General features: G+C 69.6%; 18 protein-coding genes and 1 pseudogene. 13 read left to right on the top strand and 6 right to left on the bottom strand.

Annotated elements, in window-relative coordinates; translation table 11 throughout:
* Positions 1-26: 26 nt before the first annotated feature.
* From ABIE45_RS12580 to ABIE45_RS12570, 3 genes are all read left to right on the top strand, one after another.
* Positions 27-941 carry an aromatic alcohol reductase gene (locus ABIE45_RS12580; RefSeq protein ID WP_192707022.1) on the top strand — a complete coding sequence of 305 codons (915 nt, stop codon included), beginning with the start codon at positions 27-29 and terminating at the stop codon, positions 939-941.
* Between the two features lie 125 nt (positions 942-1,066).
* Positions 1,067-1,591 (top strand): MarR family transcriptional regulator, encoded by a 525-nt coding sequence (locus ABIE45_RS12575; RefSeq protein ID WP_192707021.1) that lies wholly within the window; start codon positions 1,067-1,069, stop codon positions 1,589-1,591.
* A complete protein-coding gene (locus ABIE45_RS12570) occupies positions 1,588-3,300 on the top strand; it encodes an FAD-dependent monooxygenase (RefSeq protein ID WP_192707020.1) in 1,713 nt (570 codons plus the stop codon). The genes ABIE45_RS12575 and ABIE45_RS12570 overlap by 4 nt, the downstream gene beginning before the upstream one ends.
* A gap of 114 nt (positions 3,301-3,414) precedes the next feature.
* Here ABIE45_RS12570 and ABIE45_RS12565 read toward each other — a convergent pair whose 3' ends face one another.
* Complete coding sequence (locus tag ABIE45_RS12565) at positions 3,415-4,932, bottom strand: FAD-dependent monooxygenase (RefSeq protein WP_192707019.1); 1,518 nt, start codon at positions 4,930-4,932, stop codon at positions 3,415-3,417.
* Between the two features lie 672 nt (positions 4,933-5,604).
* Here ABIE45_RS12565 and ABIE45_RS12560 point away from each other — a divergent pair.
* Positions 5,605-5,790, top strand: a complete 186-nt coding sequence (locus ABIE45_RS12560; RefSeq protein ID WP_192707018.1) for a hypothetical protein — start codon at positions 5,605-5,607, stop codon at positions 5,788-5,790.
* A 681-nt stretch (positions 5,791-6,471) separates the two neighbouring features.
* Here ABIE45_RS12560 and ABIE45_RS12555 read toward each other — a convergent pair.
* Positions 6,472-7,013: pseudogene (locus ABIE45_RS12555) on the bottom strand (transposase); the annotation flags it as partial.
* A 388-nt stretch (positions 7,014-7,401) separates the two neighbouring features.
* Here ABIE45_RS12555 and ABIE45_RS12550 point away from each other — a divergent pair.
* From ABIE45_RS12550 to ABIE45_RS12510, 9 genes are all read left to right on the top strand, one after another.
* Positions 7,402-8,451 (top strand): ABC transporter substrate-binding protein, encoded by a 1,050-nt coding sequence (locus tag ABIE45_RS12550; RefSeq protein WP_192707017.1) that lies wholly within the window; start codon positions 7,402-7,404, stop codon positions 8,449-8,451.
* 333 nt (positions 8,452-8,784) lie between these two features.
* A complete protein-coding gene (locus tag ABIE45_RS12545; RefSeq protein WP_209578313.1) occupies positions 8,785-8,889 on the top strand; it encodes a K(+)-transporting ATPase subunit F in 105 nt (34 codons plus the stop codon).
* Between the two features lie 22 nt (positions 8,890-8,911).
* The gene (kdpA, locus tag ABIE45_RS12540; RefSeq protein WP_192707016.1) at positions 8,912-10,627 is read left to right on the top strand and encodes a potassium-transporting ATPase subunit KdpA; all 1,716 of its coding nucleotides are present in this window, start codon (positions 8,912-8,914) and stop codon (positions 10,625-10,627) included.
* A gap of 1 nt (position 10,628) precedes the next feature.
* On the top strand, positions 10,629-10,820 hold the full coding sequence (locus tag ABIE45_RS12535) for a hypothetical protein (protein WP_192707015.1): 192 nt from the start codon (positions 10,629-10,631) through the stop codon (positions 10,818-10,820).
* 56 nt (positions 10,821-10,876) lie between these two features.
* Positions 10,877-12,967 (top strand): potassium-transporting ATPase subunit KdpB, encoded by a 2,091-nt coding sequence (gene kdpB / locus ABIE45_RS12530; RefSeq protein WP_192707014.1) that lies wholly within the window; start codon positions 10,877-10,879, stop codon positions 12,965-12,967.
* Positions 12,968-12,989: 22 nt separating this feature from the next.
* Complete coding sequence (locus tag ABIE45_RS12525; RefSeq protein ID WP_192707013.1) at positions 12,990-13,595, top strand: K(+)-transporting ATPase subunit C; 606 nt, start codon at positions 12,990-12,992, stop codon at positions 13,593-13,595.
* Positions 13,596-13,850: 255 nt separating this feature from the next.
* Entirely contained in the window at positions 13,851-16,568 is a 2,718-nt protein-coding gene (locus ABIE45_RS12520; RefSeq protein WP_192707012.1) for a sensor histidine kinase KdpD, read from the top strand.
* Entirely contained in the window at positions 16,565-17,287 is a 723-nt protein-coding gene (locus ABIE45_RS12515) for a response regulator transcription factor (protein ID WP_192707011.1), read from the top strand. The genes ABIE45_RS12520 and ABIE45_RS12515 overlap by 4 nt, the downstream gene beginning before the upstream one ends.
* 45 nt (positions 17,288-17,332) lie before the next feature.
* On the top strand, positions 17,333-17,779 hold the full coding sequence (locus ABIE45_RS12510) for a PTS sugar transporter subunit IIA (protein ID WP_192707010.1): 447 nt from the start codon (positions 17,333-17,335) through the stop codon (positions 17,777-17,779).
* On the opposite strand, the gene guaD is transcribed toward ABIE45_RS12510, so the two are convergent.
* Genes guaD through ABIE45_RS12490 form a run of 4 tightly spaced genes read right to left on the bottom strand, consistent with a single transcriptional unit; the run spans position 17,755 to position 24,030 of the window.
* Positions 17,755-19,125 (bottom strand): guanine deaminase, encoded by a 1,371-nt coding sequence (guaD, locus tag ABIE45_RS12505; protein WP_373622322.1) that lies wholly within the window; start codon positions 19,123-19,125, stop codon positions 17,755-17,757. The two genes, ABIE45_RS12510 and guaD, sit on opposite strands and share 25 nt — an antisense overlap.
* Complete coding sequence (locus ABIE45_RS12500) at positions 19,125-20,471, bottom strand: NCS2 family permease (RefSeq protein ID WP_192707009.1); 1,347 nt, start codon at positions 20,469-20,471, stop codon at positions 19,125-19,127. The genes guaD and ABIE45_RS12500 overlap by 1 nt, the downstream gene beginning before the upstream one ends.
* A complete protein-coding gene (locus ABIE45_RS12495) occupies positions 20,462-23,206 on the bottom strand; it encodes a molybdopterin cofactor-binding domain-containing protein (RefSeq protein WP_192707008.1) in 2,745 nt (914 codons plus the stop codon). The genes ABIE45_RS12500 and ABIE45_RS12495 overlap by 10 nt, the downstream gene beginning before the upstream one ends.
* Positions 23,197-24,030 carry an FAD binding domain-containing protein gene (locus ABIE45_RS12490; protein WP_192707007.1) on the bottom strand — a complete coding sequence of 278 codons (834 nt, stop codon included), beginning with the start codon at positions 24,028-24,030 and terminating at the stop codon, positions 23,197-23,199. The genes ABIE45_RS12495 and ABIE45_RS12490 overlap by 10 nt, the downstream gene beginning before the upstream one ends.
* Between the last annotated feature and the right edge of the window lie 151 nt (positions 24,031-24,181).

Raw genomic sequence — 24,181 nt, 5'->3', positions numbered from 1 at the left:
CCATGGTGGTGCCCGGAGGTGGATCGATGACCGGCTCGGACGAACGCGACGGAAGCGCAACGACTGTCGTAGTGGCGGGCAGGAGCGGTGACCTCGGCGCACGCATCGCTTCGGGCCTCGCGCGGCGTGGGGCCAATGTGCGCGCGCTGGTGCGCCGGTCATCCTCCGCGATCCCGGCGGATACCGCCCATGGCATCACGGCGGTCGCAGTGGACTACGACGACGAAGCCTCCCTCGTCTCCGCCTGTCGCGGTGCGGCCTGCGTCGTGTCGGCGCTGAACGGGTTGGAGCCGGTGATACTCGGGGCGCAGGGGCGCCTCCTCGACGCGGCGGCCCGGGCGGGGGTACCTCGCTTCATCCCCTCGGACTTCTCCCTCGATTTCACGCGCACGCGTCCGGGCGACAACCGCAACCTCGACCTGCGCCGCGCCTTCATAGACCGGGTTGACCGCTCGCCGATGCGGGTCACGTCCGTGCTGAACGGCGGTTTCACCGAACTTCTGGCCGGTGGTGCGCCCATCGTACTGCGGGGGCCGCGCCGGATCCTGTACTGGGGGGATCCCGACCAGCCGTTCGACTTCACCACGAAGGACGACGTGGCACGCTACACCGCCGAGGTCGCGCTCGACGAGGCGGCCCCCCGCTTCCTGCGCATCGCGGGGGACGTGGTCAGCCCGAGATCCCTCGTCGAACTGATGACGAACGTGACGGGACGAGCCTACGGGCTCTGGCGCGCTGGCGACATCGACCGGCTCGGGCGGCTGATCCCGATCGCGCGCGCCCTGACATCGGGGAAGCAGGCGGTCTTCCCGGCATGGCAGGGCATGCAGTACCTTCGCGACATGGCCAGCGGACGCGGCAAGCTCCATCCACTGGACAACGACCGCTACGGCCATTGGCGCTGGACCCTCGCGCGAGACGTGCTCTCCGCGCGTCCCTGACGAGGCGGACGCGATCCGGCTGCAGCGCGGGAAGTGCTTGGAACCCATCCCCATCGGGCTCGTTTAGTGGCCGAAATGACAGCCGACTGTCATTTCGGCAGCCATCTACGAACTCGGAGCGCATCATGAGCCCTGCGCCAGGAACGCCCTCGGAGGATAGCCTCCGAACACGCCGCGCGTGGTCGGGTCTCGTCATCGACGTGTTTCGCTTGAACGGCGACCTGATCGAGGCCGGCGACGCCTTGGTGCGGGACCTGGGCCTGACCAGTGCCCGCTGGCAGGTCCTGGGCGCCATCGCCCTGTCCCCGGTCCCGCTGCCGGTCGCCCACATCGCCCGCAACATGGGCCTCGCCCGCCAGTCGGTGCAGCGCGTCGTCGACGACATGCGCGAGGACGGACTGCTGCGGCTCGAACCCAACCCCCACCACCGCCGCGCGCCCCTCGTCTCGATGACCCCGCGTGGCGAAGCCGCCTACGAACAGGCCACGGAGCGCAAGGACCTCTGGGCCGACGTCCTCACCGAAGGGATGTCCCCGGAAGCCATGGAGGCCGCCGGAACCTTGCTGCGAACGCTGCAGCAGCGGATCGGTGCCTCTCAAGGAGACTTCGCAACCATCGCCGCCGCCTCGCGGAAGGAGACCCAGGAATGAATCGCGCCTCCGCCACGCAGGGCTACGACGCCGACGTGATCGTCGTCGGTGCCGGGCCCATCGGCCTGACGACGGGCAACGCCCTGCGCCATCACGGCGTGTCATGCCTGATCCTCGAAGAACGGACCGACGTGAAGGCCTACTCGCGGGCCAACAACCTCTGGGCGCGCCCGCAGGAGCTGCTCGCCGGTATCGGCCTGCGCGACCTGCTGGCCGAGAACAGCTACGCGATCCACACCATCAACTTCTTCGTCAACGGCACCCCGACGACACCCATTCCCATCGCTGACGTCGCCAGCCCTTACCCCAAGGTCCTCTACAGCGGGCAGGACGTGATCGAGCGAACCCTGACAGACACGTTCGAGACTCGCGGCGGCCGGCTCGACCGGGGCTGCCGGGTGACCGGCGTCGAGCAGGACGAGGCGGGCGTCACAGTGGTGCTACGGCGCGGCGAAGACGGGCCGGAGGAGCGGCGCCGCTGCCGCTACCTCGTGGCGGCCGACGGTGCGAAGAGTGCGATCCGGCCGATGCTGGATCTCGACTTCGAAGCGGAGCGGCTGCCGGATTGCATGAACCGGCAGGTCGACGCGAAGCTCTCCTGGCGCCGCTCGCAGGAGCCCAATCAGCTCTGGTTCTTCTACTACGAGCGCGGCTTCGCCGGCATCCTGCCGGTCTGGGGCGGATACCATCGTTTGTTCTTCCTGGCCGACGACACTGGCGTACCGGACCGCGACCCGACCCTCGACGAGATGCAGGCGGTCGCGCGCGAGGTGACGGGCGACGAGACCCTGACCCTGTCGGACCCGCAATGGCTCACCCACAGCCGATTCCAGTACGGCGTCTCCCCGGGTTACGCCCGTGGCCGCGTCTTTCTGGCGGGCGACGCCGGACACCTGTCCCTACCCATCGGCGGGCAGGGCATGAACGCGGGCCTGCACGACGCCGTCGAGATCGCGTGGCGCCTTGCAATGACCCTGCGGGGCGAGGCTGCGCCGGTCATCCTGGACTCCTACGACGGCGAGCGGGGCGGCGAACACGCCCGCCTCAGTGCTCAGCAGGCGCGCGGCTTCCGATGGACCGTCTACCGCGGCCGGGTCACCGATACGGTCCTGGGCCTGGCCGCGAAGGCGCTCCCGAACCTCGGCTCGCTCCTGCAGGGCACGGACGACATGCAACAGATGGGTGTCGAGTACCCGAAGAGCCTCCTGAACGAGGACCGCCTGTCCGGCCTGGCGACCGTGCTGCGGCCGGGACCGAAGCCAGGCGAGCGCGCACCGGACGCAGAGGTGACGCATCGCGGCGAGACCACGAGCCTGTTCCCGTTCCTCTACAACCCGGACGGCCACACGACCGGCTGGTCGCTCCTGTGCTTCGACGGCCGGTCGTCCGACGCGGGCGCCTCGCTGCTCGATGCAGCCGACGCCGTCACGCCATGGCCTTGGGTGCGGCCGCGCCTCGTCCTGGCGGGCCCGCCGGTCGACGATGCGGACGTCCCCGTCCTCTCGGACATGGACGGCAAGGCCCATGGCGCCTACGGCCTGGAGGGCCGCCCGGCGCTCGTGCTCGTTCGCCCGGATGGCCACATCGCCTTTCGCGGCGACGCCGACCGGACCGACCGGCTAGTCGCATACTGCCGAAGGGCCTTCGGTGCGGAGGTCGCACGGTCAACGAGCGAACTCGCCGCCGCGCAACAGCCCGGTCACGCGTGAACGACCGCGTTGGGTCGGAACCGAGATGGCTGCTTGGGGTGGTTTCCAGCCAGACCGCTCTGGAGCGGAGACCGCCTCGGAGCGGACATCGCTGAGGCAGGTCACGTGGCTCGGTCAGTCGCCGAACCAGGGCGTCATAGCTCGGCTGACGGTCGCTTCATCAACAGCTGTCTCGCTTGCCCAAGCGACGATCCCGTCTGGCCGTACGAGGATGGCCCGCAAGCCCAGTCCATCCCGCGCGTTCGTTGCGACATAGCTGATCTTCTTGGACTTGCGGCAAGCAAAGGTCTGATGCGTTGCGCCTGGATCGAATTCCAAGAGCAAGCCTTTGCCGCCGCGCAAAAGGCTGCCGACCCTCTGTCCATCGTTCAGCACGAAATCGGGAACGCTGTGTCCTACCAAAGGATGGCTGCCGCTGAGGTCGTAGCGAAGCGAGACGCCCCACACCCGCTCGGCGAAGTAGGTCGCGCCATCCGGCGTCTCGATCAGGTCGCGGATGATGGCTTCAAGCGCGCGCGAGCTTCGGCTCGGCCTCATCAGCGCGACCTGGGCCCGCGACCAGTCAAGGATACGGGCGCCGACCGGATGCCGCTCGCGCTCATAGCTGTCGAGGAGGTCCGTCGGCGCATCGCCGTGGATCGTGGCGGCGAGCTTCCAGCCCAGGTTCATCGCGTCGCCGAGCCCGAGATTGAGGCCCTGTCCGCCCAGCGGGGAATGGACGTGCGCCGCGTCACCGGCCAGCAGCACCCGACCGTTGCGATACGCGCTCGCTTGGTAGGCCCGGTCGGTCCAGGTGGTGGCAAGTTCGAGCTTGGTCACCGTAACATCGGTGCCTGAGATCCTGCGCAGGACAGCCTCGACGTGTTCGCGCGTGATCGGGGCGGAGCGATGGAATGCGCCTCCGTCGAAATCGGCCATCGCGATCGTGCCGGGCGGGGTGAACAGGTACATGCCCTGCGCGGTGTACTGGCGTCCCGGCATGAGCGCGTCCGCGCCGGCCAACTCGGCCTGGACGGAGTAGCCGGTGAACTCGGGCTCGGTGCCCGTAAAGCCGACGCCGGCCGCCTTGCGCACCGTGCTGCGGGCCCCGTCGCAGCCGACGAGCCAGCATCCTCGAAATGATTGGCCGCCTGCCTGGACGACGACGAACTCGTCCGTCTGGGTAAAGCCTTCAACACCCCTGCCCCGCAGGACCGTGACGCCCGACGCCTCCGCTCGCGCGCTCAGGACAGCTTCGATGCCTGCCATCTCCGCAGCCAAGTTGCTGACGGCGCCGGGTAGGCGATGGGTCCAGCGCGCGGTGTCGATCCGATCATGGAAGAACTGGATGCCGGCGAAGTGGCCGCCCGGACGGCGGGTTTGCTTCATCCAATGCGCCGTCCCTGGCGTAGCACGGCTGGCCGCGTGAGCTTCGATCGCGTTCAACAGGCCCCGGCGATCGAGGCTTTCGATGGTCGGAACTGAGAGGCCGCGCAGTCCGAACGGGGCGTATATCAACGGTGAGGACGGATCACACGCCTGTTCGAGGACCAGCACGGAGCACCCGGCAAGCGACAGCTCGCAGGCGAGGAACAGGCCCACGGGACCAGCGCCGGCGATGATCGTGTCATAATGCGTCGGTGAAGTGGGCATGGTCGGGCTCCCAAGTCGATGTTCGACCGGAGCGTTTCCCGAACCCGAGACCCACGCGGACGAACGGCCGGACGCGCGAGGGCGTCGTTCGTTCGTCGTGGGGGTCCGCGGCACGGGGCCAAAGACCAGAGCTTTCGTTACCGAAAGGACTTGGGCTTACCAAACCAAGTCTGCCTTTTCCGACATCGCAACGGTAGCGCGCTGGTGAACGGGCTGCAACGGCTAAGCTACGCCGGTCCAAGCATCGTGATGTCAGCAGGTCCGCTTCCGGGTATCGTGTTGCGTTCGCCCACCGTCTGACATGGGTCGGTAGGAGCTCGTCCGCTTTTCTGGCAGCTTTTCTCCGAAGCGGGCCAGCCGGTTTCGGCCAAGTTCGGCCGACGCTGATGATTCCCTGGGCGTCCGAGAGGGTGGATATCCGCCGGTCTGCTTTTGAGCAGCGGATACATCGAGGCAGACATGGCCGCGGGGACCGCTCTCAATCTGGCTCGGACATTCAGAGATGATCCGCCGCCTCAGCCGAACTCCTTCGCGGTCGCTATCCACAGCGTCGTGGCGCCCCCACTTTGAGGCGACTGAACCTGTGAGATCTCCTGTGGGATGGCTCGGCCGTCGACGGGAGAGAAGCTCATGCCTACACCTCGACGACGCCCTTTCGCCGTTCCGAAAGCGATGAAACAGGATCGCCTCAACGTCCTCGTGCACCTCCTCGAAGCCGCATACTGGTTCGGAATAATTGCGGCGCTGATGTTGGAAGACGTAGCCCTATGGGTATGGGGCGCGACCGCCATCATCGTCGTTCCGTTTTACGCCATCGTCACGGTAGCGGTGCGCTCTCGCCTCGGTATCCTGCAGTGAACTGTCTGCTTCCCACACCAAATCGAGGTTGCCGGTTGGCCGACGAACGGCCGCTTGGGAGAGGCGTCATAATCGGTCTGGGCAGGTAGGTTGGATCGTGATCGGAACGGCGGCTTGGGGTGATCTGATGCCGGTGCGCTTCCGGACGGCGGATGTATGGGAGCGGACATAGCCGCGGGGACCGCTTACGGCCCTACGCTGAAGCCCGAAACGTCTGATTACAGGCTACGGGGAGGCAGAGATCTCTGGCCGGGATGGGAATCCGGCACGCCACGGGCAGGCGGCCCTGCCGCCGAAACTCCTGCACAACCAGCCTCAGCCGAGCACATCGCTAACGCGAACGTGCTGCTGTGCGGGTGTTCGGGGAGCACGCACGCAAACGGCATTAGAATGGCGTGGCGGAGTCGCACCCGCACGTACCTTGAGCCTACTAAACGGCATCCACAGCCCGTCTGGCGTCGCTTACACGCCGACCATCGCGGTGCCGTCGCGCTGATTGTGGATCGGCGTTGAAGCGGGACCCCCGACCAAAGCCAAGGCAGCGCGTTGATATCATTCGCAAAATCGAGGAGAAAGCGGGTTTCCGGTCGGCGCCGATCGAGACCCTACCTCTCGACGAAAAACGGCTGTTTGTTGAGGACGTTACCATCCTGCAGAGTGGGGTCCCGACTCGGCGCTCATCCGCCAGATGGGCTGAACCCGGTCCTTGCCCACCTGCCAGCCGTCTGCCTGCAGCAGCGCGGTGACGCGGCGGTAGCCATAACGCCCGTACTCGGACGCCAGGGCGATGATGGCCTGGGTCAGTGCATCCTCATCGGCCGGCACGGTCGGCACGGTGCGTTGCGTGCCGCGGTGCTGACCGACGATCCGGCAGGCGTGACGTTCCGAGAGACCGTACGTCTCCCGGATGCCGACCACTGCCTGCCGGCGTCGCTCGGGGGCTACAAGGTTCCCGAGGCGACGTCCGCCAACACCTGACCCACCAAGGACAGGTCAGCTACGAGCCGGCGTAGCCGCGCGTTCTCGCGCTCCAGGTCCTTCATCTTCCTGGCTTGGTCGATTTGGAGGCCGCCGTACTCTCTGCGCCAGCGGTAATAGCTCTGCTCGGGGATCTCCGCCTCTTTGCACGCCAGGGCTAAACTCTTGCCTTGGGCCGTCTGCACCTCGATCCGGCGCAGCTTCAGCACGACCTGCTCCGCGCTCGTCTTCTGACCTCGCCGCATGTCCGACGCCTCTGGTCCTGGCTGATCCTCTCAATCAGCCCGGTCCAAAGCCAGCCGGTCAGGTCACCGTAGGCGAACCCGGAACCCAGAACCGCGACGCGTGCCCAGCTTTGCGTCGTCGGCGGTTCTGGATTCCGGGCCCTGCTACGCAGTCCCGGAATGACGTGGTCACAGCCGCGCCGTCGTCGCGAGCGGACCGCGTGACGCGCGTCCAAAGGGTCCACCGGCTACCGCCTTGGGCCGCCCGGCCGCCTGCACACGCGACACCGATCCTTCTGTCATATCTGAATACAGCATCCGCCTACCCGCCGTTGCCCTTATGCAGTAGCGTCAGAATGTCATTCCGCCGGCGAGACCGGCTGGATCATCCTTCCCAGACGAGGGCTGCATGCGTTCCGGCGACACCAAGACAGATCGTTGCGGCTCCACCCGGCGGACACTCCTCCGGGCCGGCCTCTCGGCCGCCGCCTTCGGAGCGCCTCTGATCCGGTCGGGCGCCGCGCGCGCCGAGGCGGGCGAGCTGCGTATCGCGAAGCAGCCCGGCCTGTCCTACCTGCCGGCCGTGATCGCCGAGAAGCTCGGCCTCGTGGAAAAGCACGCCAAGGCCGCCGGGATCGACAACCTCCGGGTGACGTGGACGCGCCTGACCAATGGCGGCGCCAGCAACGACGCGCTGCTGTCCGGCGGCGTCGACATGGTGATCAGCGGCGGACCGAACATGCTGATCATGTGGGGCAAAACGAGCGGGCGGGTGAAGGGTGTCGTGGCGACCGGCGCCCTGCCGATGAAGCTCGTCACCAACAACCCGAACGTGAAGGCGCTGGCGGATTTCGGACCGGCCGACCGGATCGCGGTCCCGACCATCCGGGTCGGGACGCAGCCCGTGGTGCTGGGGATCGCCGTCGAGAAGGAATTCGGGGCCGGCGCCCTGGAGAAGTTCAACGCGATGACCGTCGGCATGGGCCATCCCGACGCGATGATCGCGCTCCAGAACAAGAACAACGGCGTCACCGCGCATTTCTCGCAGCCGCCGTATCAGGACCAGGAGCTCGCCATGTCGGGCGTCCACGAGGTCCTCGACTCGGTCGCGGTGATGGGCGGCCCCCTGACCAATGGCTGCGTCTACAGCACGACGACCTTCCACGACGCCAATCCGAAGGTCATCGCGGCGTTCGTCGGCGCGATCAAGGAGGCCATCGCCCTGATCGACACGGACAAGCCGGCCGCGGCCAGGATCTACCTGGAGGTCAACAAGGAGAGCATCTCGGCGGACGCCCTCGCGGCCCTGATCGCGCGGCCCGGCATGGTGTTCTCCGCGGCGCCGCAGAACCTGCTCCCGGCCGCCCAGTTCTTCTCGCGCGCCGGCTACATCAAGCAGAAGCCGACCAGCTGGAAAGAGTTCTTCTTTGACGAGGTTCACGATCTCCCCGGAAGCTGAGATCGTCAGAGCGCGCCAATCAGGTTTCCGCCGGAGGGCCGTTCACCGAGTCCAGCGCCGACATCACGTGCGCCGACGACGTGCTTCGCGCGGCCGGTAGGGACGGTCGGCACGGCCCAATCCTAATGCGACCCTTATAAGATCCGCCCTGTCCACGCCTCGAACCCTAACGCGGTTCGGGGCCACATTCCGGGTTGGCCGGAACCGGTCGCGGAGCCTCCGCGGTCGGTCCGCCGAACCGGACCCGACCACCATGCTCGACATCGTCTTCCTCGCGGGGGGACTCGCCTTCTTCGCCGCCGCGGCCGGCTACGCCGCGGCCTGCGAGCGGCTGTGAGCGAGGCCGCCATGAGCCTCGACCTCGCCCTCGGCGCCTGCGTCACCGCCGGCCTCCTCGTCTACCTCACCTACGCCCTCGTCCGCCCCGAGCGGTTCTGAGCGGCTGCGCACGGACCCCCCCATGAACCTCAACGGCTGGATCCAGATCGCGCTCTACTGCGCGGTCGTTCTGGCGCTCGTGAAGCCCCTTGGGTCGTACATGACCCGCGTCTTCACCGGAGAGCGCACCCTCCTCTCGCCCGTGCTCGCACCGATCGAGCGCGGGCTCTACCGGGTGTCGGGCATCGATGACCGCCAGGAGCAGCACTGGCTGGCCTATACGGGCGCGGTCATCCTGTTCCACGTGCTGGGCTTCGCGGTGCTCTACGCGATCCTGCGGCTGCAGGCGGTCCTGCCGCTCAACCCGGCCGATCAGGCCGCGGTGGCGCCGGATCTCGCGTTCAACACGTCGACCAGCTTCATCACCAACACCAACTGGCAATCCTATGGCGGCGAGACCACGCTGTCGGACCTGACCCAGATGCTGGGCCTGACGCACCAGAACTTCCTGTCGGCGGCGACCGGCATCGCGGTTGCGGTGGCGCTGATCCGGGGCTTCGCCCGAGCCTCTACCGGAACAATCGGTTCGTTCTGGGTCGATGTCACCCGCGCGACCCTCTACGTGCTGCTGCCGATCTGCATCCCCTACACGCTGTTCCTGGTCTGGCAGGGGATTCCGCAGACGCTCAGTGCCTACGCTGACGCCACCACACTGGAAGGTGCCAAGCAGACGATCGCGCTCGGACCAGTGGCGAGCCAGGTGGCGATCAAGATGCTCGGGACCAATGGCGGCGGTTTCTTCAACGCCAACGCCGCGCACCCGTTCGAGAACCCGACCGCCCTGTCGAACTTCGTCCAGATGGTCTCGATCTTCGTGATCGGCGCCGCGCTCACCAACGTCTTCGGCCGCATGGTCGGCGACGAGCGCCAGGGCTGGGCGATCCTCGGCGCCATGGGGATCCTGTTCCTCGCGGGCGTCGCCGTCACCTACTGGGCCGAGGCCAACGGCAGCGCGGTGCTCAACAGCTTCGGGCTGACCGGTGGCAACATGGAGGGCAAGGAGACCCGCTTCGGCATCGCGGCCTCGGCGCTGTTCGCGGTGATCACCACCGCGGCCTCCTGCGGCGCGGTCAACGCCATGCACGATTCGTTCACGGCGCTCGGCGGGCTGATCGCGCTGCTCAACATGCAGCTCGGCGAGATCATCATCGGCGGTGTCGGCGCCGGCCTCTACGGGATGCTGATCTTCGTGATCGTGGCGATTTTCGTGGCGGGCCTGATGGTCGGCCGCACCCCCGAATACCTCGGCAAGAAGATCGAGGCGAAGGAGGTGAAGATGGCCATGCTCGGCATCCTCTGCCTGCCGCTGATGATGCTGGGCTTCACGGCGCTCGCGACCGTGCTGCCGGCGGGCCTCGCCGGACCGGCCAATGCCGGCCCGCACGGCTTCACCGAGATCCTCTACGCCTACACGTCGGCGGCGGCCAACAACGGCTCGGCCTTCGGCGGGCTGACGGCCAACACGCTATTCTACAACAGCACGCTCGCCATCGGCATGCTGGTGGGGCGGTTCTTCGTGAAGATCCCGGTGCTCGCCATCGCGGGCTCGCTCGCCGCGAAGAAGAGGGTTCCGGCCTCGGCGGGCACGTTCCCGACCCATGGCGGCCTGTTCGTCGGGCTCCTCGTCGGCGTGATCCTGATCATCGGCGGCCTGACCTTCTTCCCGTCCCTGGCGCTGGGCCCCGTGGTCGAGCACCTCGCGGGCGCGGCCGGCCAGACCTTCGCGACGGGGGGCTGAGATGCCGCGCGCCCTCCCCTCCCGGCGCCTGCCGCGCCATCACCTCGTGCTGCACCGGCAACCGCGGCGAAGCGACCGCGCCCAGGCGGTGCGGACCTCCGATCTCGTGCTGGCGCTCCTCGGCGTCGTCCTGCTCGGAGGCTTCGCCCTCCTGGCCGCCTACGCGCTGACGGCCGGCAGGCTGGCCCTCTGATCCCGACAGCGCCCGGCGCGCCGCGCCGGGCACCTAACCCCTTCCGGACATCTCCCATGTCGCGTCAGACATCATCCCTGTTCAGCGCCGCCCTGATCGGGCCGGCCCTCATCGGCTCCGTCCGCAAGCTCGACCCCCGCGCCATGATCCGCAACCCGGTCATGTTCGTGGTCGAGGTCGTGGCCCTCCTCACCACCGTGCTGTTCGCCCGCGACCTGATCACCGGCGGCAGCGACCTCGCCTTCTCCGGCCAGATCATCCTCTGGCTGTGGTTCACCCTGATCTTCGCCAATTTCGCCGAGGCGCTCGCGGAAGGGCGCGGCAAAGCCCAGGCCGACAGCCTGCGGCGGACCCGCACCGAGATGACGGCCAAGCGCCTCACCGGTCAGGGCCTCGCCTACGAGATGGTGCCGGGTACGACCCTGAAGGTCGGCGACGTGGTGCTGGTCGAGGCCGGTGACCTGATCCCCTCCGACGGCGAGGTGATCGAGGGCGTGGCTTCCGTCAACGAGGCCGCCATCACCGGCGAATCCGCCCCGGTGATCCGCGAATCCGGCGGCGACCGCTCGGCGGTCACCGGCGGCACGCAGGTCCTCTCCGATCAGATCAAGGTCCGCATCACGGCGGCAGCGGGCTCGACCTTCGTCGACCGCATGATCGCCCTGGTCGAGGGCGCCGCGCGCCAGAAGACGCCGAACGAGATCGCCCTCAACATCCTGCTGGCCGGGCTCACCATCGTGTTCGTCTTCGCGGTGGCCTCGATCCCGAGCTTCGCGAGCTACGCGGGCGGCGCGATTCCGGTGATCGTCCTCGTGGCCCTGTTCGTCACCCTGATCCCGACGACCATCGGCGCGCTGCTCTCGGCGATCGGGATCGCCGGCATGGACCGGCTCGTCCGCTTCAACGTGCTCGCCATGTCGGGGCGCGCCGTCGAGGCGGCGGGCGACGTCGACACCCTGCTCCTCGACAAGACCGGCACGATCACGCTGGGCAACCGGCAGGCCACGGAGTTCCGCCCGGTCTCCGGCGTTTCGGAGCGGGATCTCGCCGATGCGGCGCAGCTCGCCTCTCTGGCCGACGAGACGCCGGAGGGCCGCTCGATCGTGGTGCTCGCCAAGGAGACGTACGGGCTCCGGGCCCGCGACATGGCCTTGCTGAACGCCACCTTCGTACCGTTCACCGCCCAGTCGCGCATGTCCGGCGTCGATCTGGACGGCTCGTCCATCCGCAAGGGTGCCGTGGATTCGGTCATCGCGTCCGTGTCGGCGCAGCCCATGGCCACCCACGGCTCCAACGCTGCCCTGGCGTTCCGTCCGGAAGCGGAGAGCGGATCCGTGGCCGAGATCCGGTCCATCGCGGAGGCGATCGCCAAGGCCGGCGGCACGCCGCTGGCGGTCGCCCGCGACGGGCGGCTGCTCGGCGTGATCTACCTCAAGGACATCGTGAAGGGCGGAATCCGCGAGCGCTTCTCGGAGCTGCGCCAGATGGGCATCCGCACCGTGATGATCACGGGCGACAACCCGATGACCGCGGCGGCGATCGCCGCCGAGGCCGGCGTCGACGATTTCCTCGCGCAGGCCACCCCGGAGGACAAGCTGGCGCTGATCCGCAAGGAGCAGGCGCAGGGCAAGCTCGTCGCCATGTGCGGTGACGGCACCAACGACGCTCCGGCGCTGGCCCAAGCCGACGTCGGTGTGGCGATGAACACCGGCACGGTGGCGGCCCGCGAGGCCGGCAACATGGTCGATCTCGACAGCGACCCGACCAAGCTCATCGAGATCGTCGGCATCGGCAAGCAGCTGCTGATGACCCGCGGCGCGCTCACGACCTTCTCGATCGCCAACGACGTGGCCAAGTATTTCGCCATCATCCCGGCGATGTTCCTAGGGCTGTACCCGCAGCTCCAGGCGCTCAACGTGATGCATCTCGCCTCGCCGCAGAGCGCGATCCTGTCGGCGATCATCTTCAACGCGCTGATCATCGTGGCGCTGATCCCGCTGGCCCTGCGCGGCGTCACCTACCGGGCCGTCGGTGCGGCCGCGCTGCTGCGCCGGAACCTGCTGATCTACGGGCTCGGCGGCGTCCTCGTGCCGTTCGTCGGCATCAAGGCGATCGACCTCGCCGTCAGCGCCCTCCACCTCGCCTGATCCGGTCCCACGGAGATCCGCCATGCTCAGACAGCTTCGCCCCGCCCTGGTCCTGCTCACCGCGTTGACGGTGATCACCGGCCTCGCCTACCCCCTCGCCATGACCGGCCTCGCGGGAGTGATCTTCCCCGCCAAGGCCGCCGGAAGCCTGATCGAGCGCGACGGCACGGTCATCGGCTCAAGTCTGATCGGCCAGAACTTCACCGGCGCCGGCTACTTCCACGGCCGGCCCTCGGCCACGACGGCGCCGGACCCCGCCGACGCCGCGAAGACGGTGCCGGCGCCCTACAACGCGGCGAACTCCTCCGGCTCGAATCTCGGCCCGACCAGCGCGGCCTTGGCCGAGCGGGTGAAAGGCGACGTCGAGGCGCTGAAGGCCGAGAATCCGGGCGCGCAGGTCCCTATCGACCTCGTCACGACCAGCGGGTCCGGCCTCGACCCGGACATCTCGCCCGAGGGCGCCTACTTCCAGGTTCCCCGGATCGCCAAGGCCCGAAACATCCCGGAGGAGCGCGTGCGCGATCTCGTGACGTCGCGCATCGAGGGCCGCACGCTCGGCATTCTGGGTGAGCCGCGCGTCAATGTCCTGGCGCTGAACCTGGCGGTCGACGAGCTCGCCGCCCGCTGACGCGAGCTCGATATCAGCTCGGGACACACCGTCAGGTCGGATCGTTGCCGATTGGTCTCACGGACACGGCGCGTGAGGCCCGATCCCTTGGGCGGACCTCGAAATGGCGTGTCGAAAATTCCGCTTCGTCTTTCCGAGCGGAGCAACCCAGTCGCGCCACGTCCCCCGGCGTCCCGCTGCCCTGGATTGCTTCGCTCCGCCCGCAATGACGCGACGATCCCGCGATATCCGCGGTGTTTTGCTAAGATGGCGATCATGCCCGAGACCGGTCGCGACCCTGCCCGCCCCTCGCCCGATGCCCTGCTCGAAGCGGTGCGCCGGGAGGAGCGGACGCGCGGCCGGCTCAAGGTCTTCCTCGGCGCCGCCCCCGGCGTCGGCAAGACCTACGAGATGCTGACCATCGGCCGGGCCCGGATGAAGGCCGGGCTCGACGTCGTGGTCGGCGTGGTCGAGACGCACGGCCGCGCAGAGACCGAGGCCCTGCTCGACGGGTTCGAGACGATCCCTCGCCGCGCCGTGCCGTATCACGGCACCGTCCTGGAGGAGATGGACCTCGACGCGCTGCTCGCCCGCCGGCCGGCTCTCGCGCTGGTCGACGAACTCGCCCACACCAACGCGCCGGGCTCGCGCCACCCGAAGCGCTTCCAGGACGTCGAGGAGCTGCTCGACGCCGGCATCGACGTCCTGACGACGCTCAACATCCAGCATGTCGAGAGCCTCAACGACGTGGTCGCGTCGATCACCCGCATCCGGGTGCGCGAGACGGTGCCGGATGGCGTCCTCGACCGGGCCGACGACATCGAGGTGGTCGACCTCAACCCCGACGACCTGATCCAGCGCCTGAGGGACGGCAAGGTCTACGTCCCAACCCACGCCGAGCGCGCCCTGAAGCACTACTTCTCTCGCGGTAACCTGACGGCTTTGCGCGAGCTGGCACTCCGGCGCACCGCCGACCGCGTCGACGACGAGCTCCTCAGCCATATGCGGGCCAACGCCATCGCGGGCCCCTGGGCGGCCGGCGAGCGCGTGCTGGTCTGCGTGAACGAGGATCCTCGCTCCTCCGGCCTCGTGCGCTACGCAAAGCGCCTGGCCGACCGCCTGCACGCACCCTGGACGGCGCTCTCGATCGAGGGCGCGCGGGCGGCCGCCCTGAGCGAGGCGGAGCGCGACCGGATCGCCGAGGCCCTGCGGCTCGCCGACCGGCTCGGCGGCGACGCCGTCACACTGCCGGGCGGACGCCGGATCGCCGACGACGTGCTCGACTATGCCCGCTCCGCCAACGTCAACCACATCGTCGTCGGCAAGGCGAACCGGTCGTGGCTGTTTGAGCTCGTGAACGGTTCGGTGGTGCACGATCTCGTGCGGCGCAGCGGCAATATCAGCGTGCACGTGGTCCCCGGCGAGGCCGTGCCGGACGAAACGCAGCCGCGCCGCGCCGTGGCTTTGGCCGCTCCGCGGTCCAGCTTCGAGGCGCGGCCCTATGTCATCGCCCTGGCGGCGGTCGCCGCGGGACTCGGCGCGGCGATCCTCGCCCAGCCCTATGCGGGCGTCGAGAATGCCGATCTCTTCCTGCTGACCGCTGTCGTCGCGGTCGCGGTGCGCTGGGGGCTCGGGCCGGCCCTCGCCGCCGTGGTGGCGGGCTCGCTTGCCTACAACTTCTTCTTCCTGCCGCCGGTCTACACGCTGACCATCGCCGACCCGACCAACGTCGCCGCCTTCCTGCTGTTCACGCTGGTGGCGGTGCTGGTCTCGAACCTCGCCGCCCGCGCCCGCCGGGTGGCGGTGGTCAGCCAGGGCCGCGCGCGGGCCACCGAGCGGCTGTTCGGCTTCTCGCGCAAGCTCGCCGCCTGCGGAACCCTCGACGACGTGCTCTGGGCCACCTGCGCCCAGGTCGCCGCGATGCTGAAGGTGCGTGTCGTTCTGCTCCTGCCCGATGGTCAGGCCGTCACCGTCCGGGCCGGCTACCCGCCGGAGGACATGCTCGACGAGGCCGACCTCGCGGCCGCGCATTGGGCTTTCGCCAACGACCGGCCCGCGGGCCGCGGCGCCGACACGCTGCCCGGCGCCAAGCGGCTGTTCCTGCCGATGCGGACCGGGCGCGGCACGATCGGGGTGATCGGCCTCGATTCCGACGGCACCGGGCCGATCCTGTCGCCGGAGGGCCGCCGCCTCCTCGACGCCCTGGCCGACATGGGCGCGCTCGCCATCGAGCGGGTCCGGCTCGTGGAAGATCTCGACCGGGCCGAGCGCGCCGCGGAGACGGACCGTCTGCGCCAGGCGCTGCTGACCTCGATCAGCCACGACCTGCGCACGCCCCTCGCCTCGGTTCTGGGCGCGGCGAGCACGCTGCGCGACCTCGAGGCGGCGCTGCCCGCGGACGCGAAGGCGGAGCTGCTGGCGACGATCATCGAGGAGTCGGAGCGGCTCAACCGCTTCATCGCGAACCTCCTCGACATGACCCGATTGGAGGCCGGCGCGGTGGCGCCGAACCTCTCCGCGCAGGACGTGGCCGAGACCGTCGACACCGCCCTGCGCCGGACGCAGAAGATCCTCGCCGACCACCGCGTCGCCGTGGCGGTGGATCCCGACCTGCCGGCGCTGGCGCTCGACCCGGTCCTGTTCGAGCAGGTTTTGGTCAATCTCCTCGACAACGCCGCGAAATACGCGCCCGGAGGCTCGACCGTGACGGTCCGGGCGCGGCGGGAGGACGACCGGGTCCGGATCGCCGTGCTGGACGAGGGCGAAGGCCTGCCCGAGGCGGAAGTCGAGCGGGTGTTCGACAAGTTCTACCGCGTCCGGAAGGGCGACCGGGTCCGGGCCGGAACCGGTCTGGGGCTCGCCATCTCCCGCGGCTTCGTCGAGGCGATGGGCGGGACCGTCACGGCCGCGAACCGGCGCGATCGAAGCGGCGCCTGCTTCACCATCGCTCTGCCGGTCCCCGCCCGCAGCGCGCCCAGGGACATCGCCGCATGAGTCCGAAGGTTCTGGTCGTCGACGACGAGCCACCGATCCGCAAGCTCCTGCGCATGGGCCTCGCCACACAGGGCTACGCCGTCCTGGAAGCGCCCGATGCCCGGTCCGCCCTGGCGCTGCTCGGCCGCGAGGGCGTCGATCTCGTGATCCTCGACCTCGGCCTGCCCGACATGCGCGGTCACGACCTGCTGCGGACGGTCCGGGCGAGTCATCCCGACCTGCCCGTCGTCGTGTTGTCGAGCCGCGACGACGAGGGCGGCAAGGTCGAGGCGCTGGATCTCGGTGCCAACGACTACGTGACCAAGCCGTTCGGCATGGCGGAGCTGCTGGCGCGCCTGCGTGCCGCCATGCGGCACCAGCTCGCCGCCCGGGGGGAGCGACCGATCTTCCGCGTCGACAACCTCTCGGTCGATCTGATCCGGCGCATCGTCAAGATCGACGAAGCCGAGGTGAAGCTGACGCCCCGGGAATACGACTTCCTGCGCGTCCTGGTGCTGCATGCCGGCAAGGTGCTGACGCACGCCCAGCTCATGCGCTCGGTCTCGTCCTCATCGGACCCGCAATACCTGCGCGTCTACGTGCGCCAGCTTCGCCAGAAGCTGGAGGCGGATCCCGAGCGTCCCCGGATCTTGCTGACCGAGACCGGCGTCGGCTACCGCCTGCGCGCGCCCGACGACGAGCCGGCGCCGCGCGCCGCCGACGGCGTGGCCGCGCCCTGACACCGAGGATCGGATGAAGCTTCTGAGCACCGGCTGCCCCGCGCGATGAGGGTCGACGAACTCCTCGCGCCGTCCGACGTACTCGTCGGCCTGCGCGCCGCCACCAAGAACGCGTTGCTCGAAGACCTAGCCCGGCGCGCCGCGACGGCCCTCGGCATCGGCCTGGACGCGATCCTTCCGGCGCTCGCCCGGCGTGAGAATCTGGGCTCGACCGGGATCGGCGACGGCATCGCGCTGCCGCATGCCCGGCTCGAGGCCGTCTCCCGGCCGTACGGGACCCTCGCGCGCCTGCGCGAGCCGATCGATTTCGAGGCGGTCGACGACAACCCGGTCGATCTCGTCTTCCTGCTGCTCCTGCCCGCGCCCGCCCGGCACGAGCCGCTGAACGCCCTCGCCTGCGTGGCGCGGCGTCTGCGCGATCCCGAGACCGCGGCGGCGCTGCGCGGTGCCCGGGACACGGCGGCCCTCTACGCGGCGGTGACCGGCGGGTAGCGCAGCGGATCGCCGGTGCGCCGGTTGTCGTAGACGCATTCGCCGGCCACCCAGGTCGCCCGCACGGTGCGGTGGTCGCCGAGGATCATCAGGACGAAGAGCAGCTCCTCGATGTCCCGGCAGGTCCCGGTGCGGAAGCCGAGGAGCGGGGTCGCGCCGAGGTCGAGGACGCAGAGATCGGCCTCGTAGCCCGGGGCGATGCGGCCGATCCGGTCGTCGAGGCGCAGGGCCTCCGCCCCGCCCAGCGTCGCGAGCCAGAAGGCCCGCAGCGCGTCGAGCTTGGTCCCCTGCAGGGCGGCGACCTTGTAGGCGTCGCCCAGCGTCTTCAGCAGCGACAGGGTCGTGCCGGCTCCGACATCCGTGCCGAGGCCGACCCGCACCGGCCGCCGCGGATCCTGCGCGTCGAACAGGCGGAACAGGCCGCTGCCGAGGAAACCGTTCGAGGTCGGGCAATGGGCGAGCGCCGCCCCCGCCTGGTGACAGGTGCAGAGATCGTCCTCGCTCACATGGATCGCGTGGCCGAAGACCGAGCGTGGCCTGACCAGTCCCGCGCGGGCGTAGACGTCGAGGTAGCTCGCCCGATCCGGGAACAGGTCCATCACCCAGGCGACCTCGTCGGTGGTCTCGCACAGGTGGGTCTGCAGGAAGAGCCCATCATGCTCGGCGAGCAGCGCGCCGGCGGCGTCGAGCTGCGCCTGCGTGCAGGAGGGGGCGAACCGCGGCGTCACGGCGTAGAGCTGGCGGCCGCGCCCGTGCCAGCGCGCGATCAGGGCCCGGCTCTCGTCGTAGCCGCGCTGGGCCGTGTCGAGCAGGGCCGCGGGGGCGTTGCGGTCCATCAGCACCTTGCCGGCGACCATCCGGGTGTTGAAGCGCTCGGATTCCGCGAAGAACGCCTCCACCGAGCCGGGGTGGACCGTGCAGTAGACCGCCGCCGTGGTGGTGCCGGCGCCCAGGATCTCGCGGAAGAACAGCTTCGCGACCCGCTCGGCATGGGCCTGATCGGCGAATTCCAGCTCGGCCGGGAAGGTGTACTTGTCGAGCCAGGCCAGCAGCTGCTCGCCGTACGACGCGATCATCTGAAGCTGCGGGTAGTGGACGTGCGTGTCGATCAGGCCCGGCAGGATCAGGGCGTTCGCGTATTCCGTCACCGGCACGCCCTCGGGCACGCGGCCGATCGTGTCGGCGTAGGGGCCGAACGCCGCGATCCGGCCGTCCTCGATCAGGATCAGCGCGTCCTCGACGTGATGCAGGCAGCCCTCGGCCCGGAACGGGTTTCCGGTGAGGCTCGCGGCGCGTCCCCGCAAGGCCGCGGACCGCATCGGCTCGGCACAGGCGGCGCCGGCCATCAATGGGCCCCGCCGGTCTCGACGAACTTGAACAGGAACACGGCCGCGATCACCCAGACGATCGGCTTCACGTCCCGGGCGCGACCGGCGAGGAGCTTGAGCGCTGCGTAGGTGATGAAGCCGCACGAGACGCCGGTGGCGATCGAGTAGGTGAAGGGCATCAGCAGCGCGGTCACGCAGGCCGGCACGACCTCGGTGAGATCGTCCCAGTCGAGCTCCACCAGCTCGCGCAGCATCAGGCAGGCCACGTAGAACAGGGCCGGCGCCGTGGCGTAGGGCGGGACCGCGGCGGCCAGCGGGGCGAAGAACAGGCAGGCCAGGAACAGCACCGCCACCGTCGCGGCGGTCAGGCCGGTGCGGCCGCCCTCCTCCACGCCCGAGGCGCTCTCCAGGTAGGCGGTGGTGCTCGACGTGCCGAGCAGCGAGCCCGCGAAGACCGCGGCGGAATCGGCCATCAGCGCCCGGTCGAGGCGGCGCATCCGGCCCGCGGTCAGCAGCCCGGCGCGGCCCGCCACGCCCATCAGCGTGCCGGTGGCGTCGAACAGCTCGACGAGGAACAGCACCAGGATCACGTTGAGCAGCCCTGCCGAAAGGGCACCCGTGGTGTCCAGGGCGAACAGCGTCGGGGCGAGCGAGGGCGGCAGCGAGACGATGCCCTGGAAGGTGTTGCCCGCGAAGACGAAGCTCAGCACCGTCACGGTCAGGATGCTGGAGAGCAGCGCCGCCCGCACCTTCCGGGCGGACAGTACGGCGACCATCAGGAAGCCGATGACCGCCAGAATGGCCTCGGGCTTGTGCAGGTCGCCCAGGGTGACGAAGGTCGCCGGGCTCGCCGCGACGAGGCCGGCGTTCTTCAGCGCGATGATCGCCAGGAACAGGCCGATCCCCACCGTGATGGCGATGCGCATCGACGGCGGGATCCCGTCGACGATGAGCGCCCGCAGGCCGGTGAGCGTGACGACCAGGAAGCACAGGCCGGAGATGAACACCGCCCCCAGCGCCGCCTGCCACGAGAAGCCCAGGCCCTGGACCACGACGTAGGTGAAGTAGGCGTTGAGCCCCATCCCCGGCGCGAGGGCGATCGGATAATTGGCGTACAGCGCCATGATCATCGAGCCGAGCGCCGCCACCAAGCAGGTGGCCACGAAGACCGCGCCTCGGGGCATGCCAGCATCCGCCAGGATGCTCGGATTGATGAAGACGATGTAGGCCATCGTCAGGAAGGTGGTCAGGCCGGCGAGCAGCTCGGTGCGCACGCTCGTGCCGTGCTCGGCGAGCCGGAAGGTGCGCTCGAGGAATCCGGAAGCGCCCGGGGCCAGTGGAACCACGTCGCGCTTCAAGTCCATTCCTGATCCCCGCTCCGTCCGGCCGCCACGGCCCGGTAGATCCTGTCGGCCGCGAAGGGCGTGTCGGTGAGCCGGATGCCGGTCGCATCGCGGATGGCGTTGCCGAGCGCCGCCGCGACGGGATTGAAGGGCGATTCACTCATCGACTTGGCACCGAGCGGGCCGACGCTGTCATGGGTCTCGGCGAACAGCACCTCGGTGTCCGGTACGTCGGCGCAGGCCGGGATGTGGTAGTCGCGGAACGCCTGTGTCACGACCTGCCCCGCCGCATCGATCCGGACATCCTCGTAGAGCGCCGCGCCGATCGCTTGCGCGACGCCGCCCTCGACTTGGCCGCGGCACTGCATCGGATTGATGACGCGGCCGGCATCGGCGGCATGGACGCTCCTCAGGATCCGGACTTCGCCGCTGACCGGGTGGACGGCGACACGGAAGCCCTGAACGTTGAACGATACCGAGCGCGGTGTGCCGTCCGCGCGGCCCGGCGCATCGAGCGGGCCGAGAGCCGCGAGCCTGAGCGATCCGCTCGCCGTCACCACGGTCTCGCCGGTGAGGCGGCAGGTCTCCGGGGCCGTACCCGACATGTCTGCGGCCCGCGCCCGGATCCGCGCCGCGAGCGCCTCGGCGGCGCGGAGCGTCGCGAGGCCCGCCACCACCGTGCCGGTGCTGCCATAGGCGCCGGTATCGTGGCCGACCGCATCGGTGTCCGCGCCGGCGACGCGCACGCGCTCCGGGACGACGTTCAGCGCCGAGGCCGCGATCTGCCGGTGCACCGTGCTGGTGCCGTTGCCGAATTCGGCCGTGCCGACCCGGACGGTGTAGTTCCCGTCGGCGTCGAGGCTGACCCGCGCGTCGGCGTGATGGCCGCGGGGCGGGATCGTGTCGATCATCGCCATCGCCATGCCGGTCCCGCTGAGCCACCCGGACTCCGGCTCCGGCCCGGGATCGGCCCGCAGGGCGTCCTCGACCAGGGTCAGGCACTGGTCGAGGCCGTAGCTGCCGAACACCACGTCGTGCGGCTCCAGACTGTTCGAGACCATGGCGTCGCCGGTCTTCACGGCATTGATCCGGCGCAGGGCGAACGGATCGATCCCGAGTCCGCGGGCGACCTCGTCCAGCGCGGATTCGAGGGCGAAGATCGTCTGGCTGAGGCCGTAGCCCCGAAAAGCGCCGGATGGCAGCGTATGGGTGTAGACCGCGTAGCCATCGACCCGCTTGTTCGGGCAGGCGTAGGCAGCCAGAACCTCGTTGCAGCCGTGGTGGATCACGCCGCCCGCGTGATTGCCGTAGGCCCCCGTGTCGGACAGTACGTCGAGGCTGATCGCCGTGAGTGTCCCGTCCCGGCGGGCGCCGATCTTCACGGCCACGCGCATTGGGTGGCGGGTCGTGGTCGCGGTGAACTGCTCCTGGCGGGTCAGCTCCCAGCGCACCGGACGGCCGGTCCGCAGGACCGCCAGCGTGACGAGATCCTCGGTGAGCATCTCCTGCTTGCCGCCGAAGCCGCCGCCGACCCGGCCGCAGAGGACGCGCACCGCGTCCCGCTCAAGGCCGAACAGGTCGCAGAGGGCGTCGCGGGTCAGGAACGGGACCTGTGTGCTCGTCCGGAGCGTCAGGCGGCCGTCCTCGGCACGCCAGCCCAGGCAGCCATGCGTCTCAAGGGCCGCGTGCTGCAGGCGCTGCGAATGGAACGTGTCCGCGTAGACGAAATCGGCCGCGGCGAAGGCCGCCTCCACATCGCCGACCTCGCCGTGCACCTCCGCGGCGAGGTTCGGGTGAAGCCCGTGCGGCGCGGCGTCCTCGCCCGGCCGGTCGCGTGGATCGTGGACCCGCGGCGCGTCGGGCGCGAGGGCGCGATCGGGGTCGATGAGCGCCGGGCGGACCTCGTAGGTCACGCGCAGTGCCCGGCAGCCGGCTTCCGCAGCAGCCTCGGTCTCGGCGACCACGGCCGCGACCCGCTGCCCGACGAAACGCAGAATCGAATCGAGGACGCGGGTATCTGCTGCGTCGTCCCGCGGATCCTCGTGGCGGCCGGTGGAGAACCGGCCCGCCGGCGCGTCCGTATGGGTCAGCACCGCGATCACGCCCGGGACGGCGCGCGCCGCCGCGTCGTCGATGGCCACGATGCGGGCATGGGCGTGCGGCGAGCGCAGGACTTTCAGATGCAGCGCATCGGTCGGCTGCCCGTCGAGTGTGAAGCCGGCCCTCCCGGCCACCACGAGCGGCGCGGCCGGCGCGGCCACGTTCCGGCCGACCGGATCGGGGTCGGACCCCGCTGCCACCGCGTGCGCGGCGCCCGCAATGGCGTCGCGGATGGCGCGGTAGCCGGTGCAGCGGCAGAGGTTGCCCTTGAGGGCGGTGCCGAGATCCTGCCTCTGGCCCTGATCCAGGGCCGCAGCCGTCATGATCATGCCCGGGGTGCAGAACCCGCACTGGAAGCCCTGCGCCGCAAGGAAGGCCGCCTGCATCGGATGGAACGATGTCGGCTCGGTCTCCTCCGGACGGCAAGGACCCGCGAGGCCCTCGATCGTCGTTACGCTCCGCTCCTCGGCGCGGAAGGCGGGGATCAGACAGCTATGGACCGGCTCGCCATCGAGATGGACGGTGCAGGCGCCGCAATCGCCCGCGTCGCAGCCCTTCTTCACGCCGAACCAGCCCGCCTCGCGGAGATACGTGCGCAGGCATTGCCCCGGGCGGGGCTCGCGCTCCTGCGCGAGGCCGTTGACGGTCAGCCGCATCGGCCAGCGTCCGCCGCGAGCGCGTCGCGGATCTCGCCGGCGAGGTGCCGGGTGACGTGGCGGCGCCAGTCCGGCCGTCCGTGGACATCGTCATGGTAGAGAGCGTCGGGGATCGCCTGCTCGAGAGCGGTCTCGACCTCCGCGCGCTCGGGCAGTCCGGCGAAGACGAGACGTACCGGGCGCCGGACGGAGGCGGTGACGGTAAGCGCGAAGCCGCCGGCCGGATCCCGTGTCCCGATCAGCAGAGCCCCCGACCGCCCGTTCGGGCTGAGGCTGATCCGCCGGAACGCGGTCCTGCGCATCAGGGCGGCGGCCGGCATCGACAGGCTGCGCAGGATCTCGCCCGGATTCAGGGCATTGCGCTGGGCACCGAGGATGAAGTCCTCGACGGGCACGTGCCGCGCGCCTCCATCCGCGGACCAGATCGCGCAGGTCGCCTCCAGCGCGGTGGCGAGCGCGATCATGGGCCCTGCCGGCAGCGCGAGGCAAAGATTGCCGCCGACAGTGGCGGTGTTCCAGATTTTGAACGAGCCGAGCAGGGCGCGGCAGCATTGCCCCACGAGCGGTGCCGCGATCCAGGCCGGCGGCAGGTCCAGGCGGTCGAGCTGCGCGAAGGTGCAGGTTGCGGCGAGAACCAGACCGTCCGCGTCGATCGCGTGCGGCGGCCACGCGAGGCTCGCGAGGTCAACGAGGCGCCGCGTTTCATCCTGCGGCTCGGAGAACAGCCACGTCCCGCCCGCGAGGCACGCGTCGCCGGCCCGCCACGCGGGCAAGTCGGACCGGCTGCGCGGTCGGAGAACCGTCTCGATGGTGTTGAGGTCCATTCCTCTCTCGTCTGCCGGGCGACCGGAGAGCTTCAGCCTCGCAATATGGCTGCCGCTGCGCCGCCGCGGTCAAGTCATCCCAGACCTATATGCGAGCGCATGGATTTTGGACCCGCGCTCACTCCCGCCCTAAGCTAGACGGCGCCCACCG

The organism is Methylobacterium sp. OAE515 (assembly GCF_041806315.1).
Taxonomy (GTDB): Bacteria; Pseudomonadota; Alphaproteobacteria; order Rhizobiales; family Beijerinckiaceae; genus Methylobacterium; species Methylobacterium tardum.
The sequence above is the reverse complement of the archived record's forward strand: the minus strand, read 5'-3'. Positions and strand labels throughout refer to the sequence as shown.

Coding starts and splice junctions, on each gene's coding strand:
- ABIE45_RS12580 (WP_192707022.1), top strand. CDS start 27: ATGACCGGCTCGGACGAACGCGACGGAAGCGCAACGACTGTCGTAGTG.
- ABIE45_RS12575 (WP_192707021.1), top strand. CDS start 1,067: ATGAGCCCTGCGCCAGGAACGCCCTCGGAGGATAGCCTCCGAACACGC.
- ABIE45_RS12570 (WP_192707020.1), top strand. CDS start 1,588: ATGAATCGCGCCTCCGCCACGCAGGGCTACGACGCCGACGTGATCGTC.
- ABIE45_RS12565 (WP_192707019.1), bottom strand. CDS start 4,932: ATGCCCACTTCACCGACGCATTATGACACGATCATCGCCGGCGCTGGT.
- ABIE45_RS12560 (WP_192707018.1), top strand. CDS start 5,605: ATGAAACAGGATCGCCTCAACGTCCTCGTGCACCTCCTCGAAGCCGCA.
- ABIE45_RS12550 (WP_192707017.1), top strand. CDS start 7,402: ATGCGTTCCGGCGACACCAAGACAGATCGTTGCGGCTCCACCCGGCGG.
- kdpA (WP_192707016.1), top strand. CDS start 8,912: ATGAACCTCAACGGCTGGATCCAGATCGCGCTCTACTGCGCGGTCGTT.
- ABIE45_RS12535 (WP_192707015.1), top strand. CDS start 10,629: ATGCCGCGCGCCCTCCCCTCCCGGCGCCTGCCGCGCCATCACCTCGTG.
- kdpB (WP_192707014.1), top strand. CDS start 10,877: ATGTCGCGTCAGACATCATCCCTGTTCAGCGCCGCCCTGATCGGGCCG.
- ABIE45_RS12525 (WP_192707013.1), top strand. CDS start 12,990: ATGCTCAGACAGCTTCGCCCCGCCCTGGTCCTGCTCACCGCGTTGACG.
- ABIE45_RS12520 (WP_192707012.1), top strand. CDS start 13,851: ATGCCCGAGACCGGTCGCGACCCTGCCCGCCCCTCGCCCGATGCCCTG.
- ABIE45_RS12515 (WP_192707011.1), top strand. CDS start 16,565: ATGAGTCCGAAGGTTCTGGTCGTCGACGACGAGCCACCGATCCGCAAG.
- ABIE45_RS12510 (WP_192707010.1), top strand. CDS start 17,333: ATGAGGGTCGACGAACTCCTCGCGCCGTCCGACGTACTCGTCGGCCTG.
- guaD (WP_373622322.1), bottom strand. CDS start 19,125: ATGGCCGGCGCCGCCTGTGCCGAGCCGATGCGGTCCGCGGCCTTGCGG.
- ABIE45_RS12500 (WP_192707009.1), bottom strand. CDS start 20,471: ATGGACTTGAAGCGCGACGTGGTTCCACTGGCCCCGGGCGCTTCCGGA.
- ABIE45_RS12495 (WP_192707008.1), bottom strand. CDS start 23,206: ATGCGGCTGACCGTCAACGGCCTCGCGCAGGAGCGCGAGCCCCGCCCG.
- ABIE45_RS12490 (WP_192707007.1), bottom strand. CDS start 24,030: ATGGACCTCAACACCATCGAGACGGTTCTCCGACCGCGCAGCCGGTCC.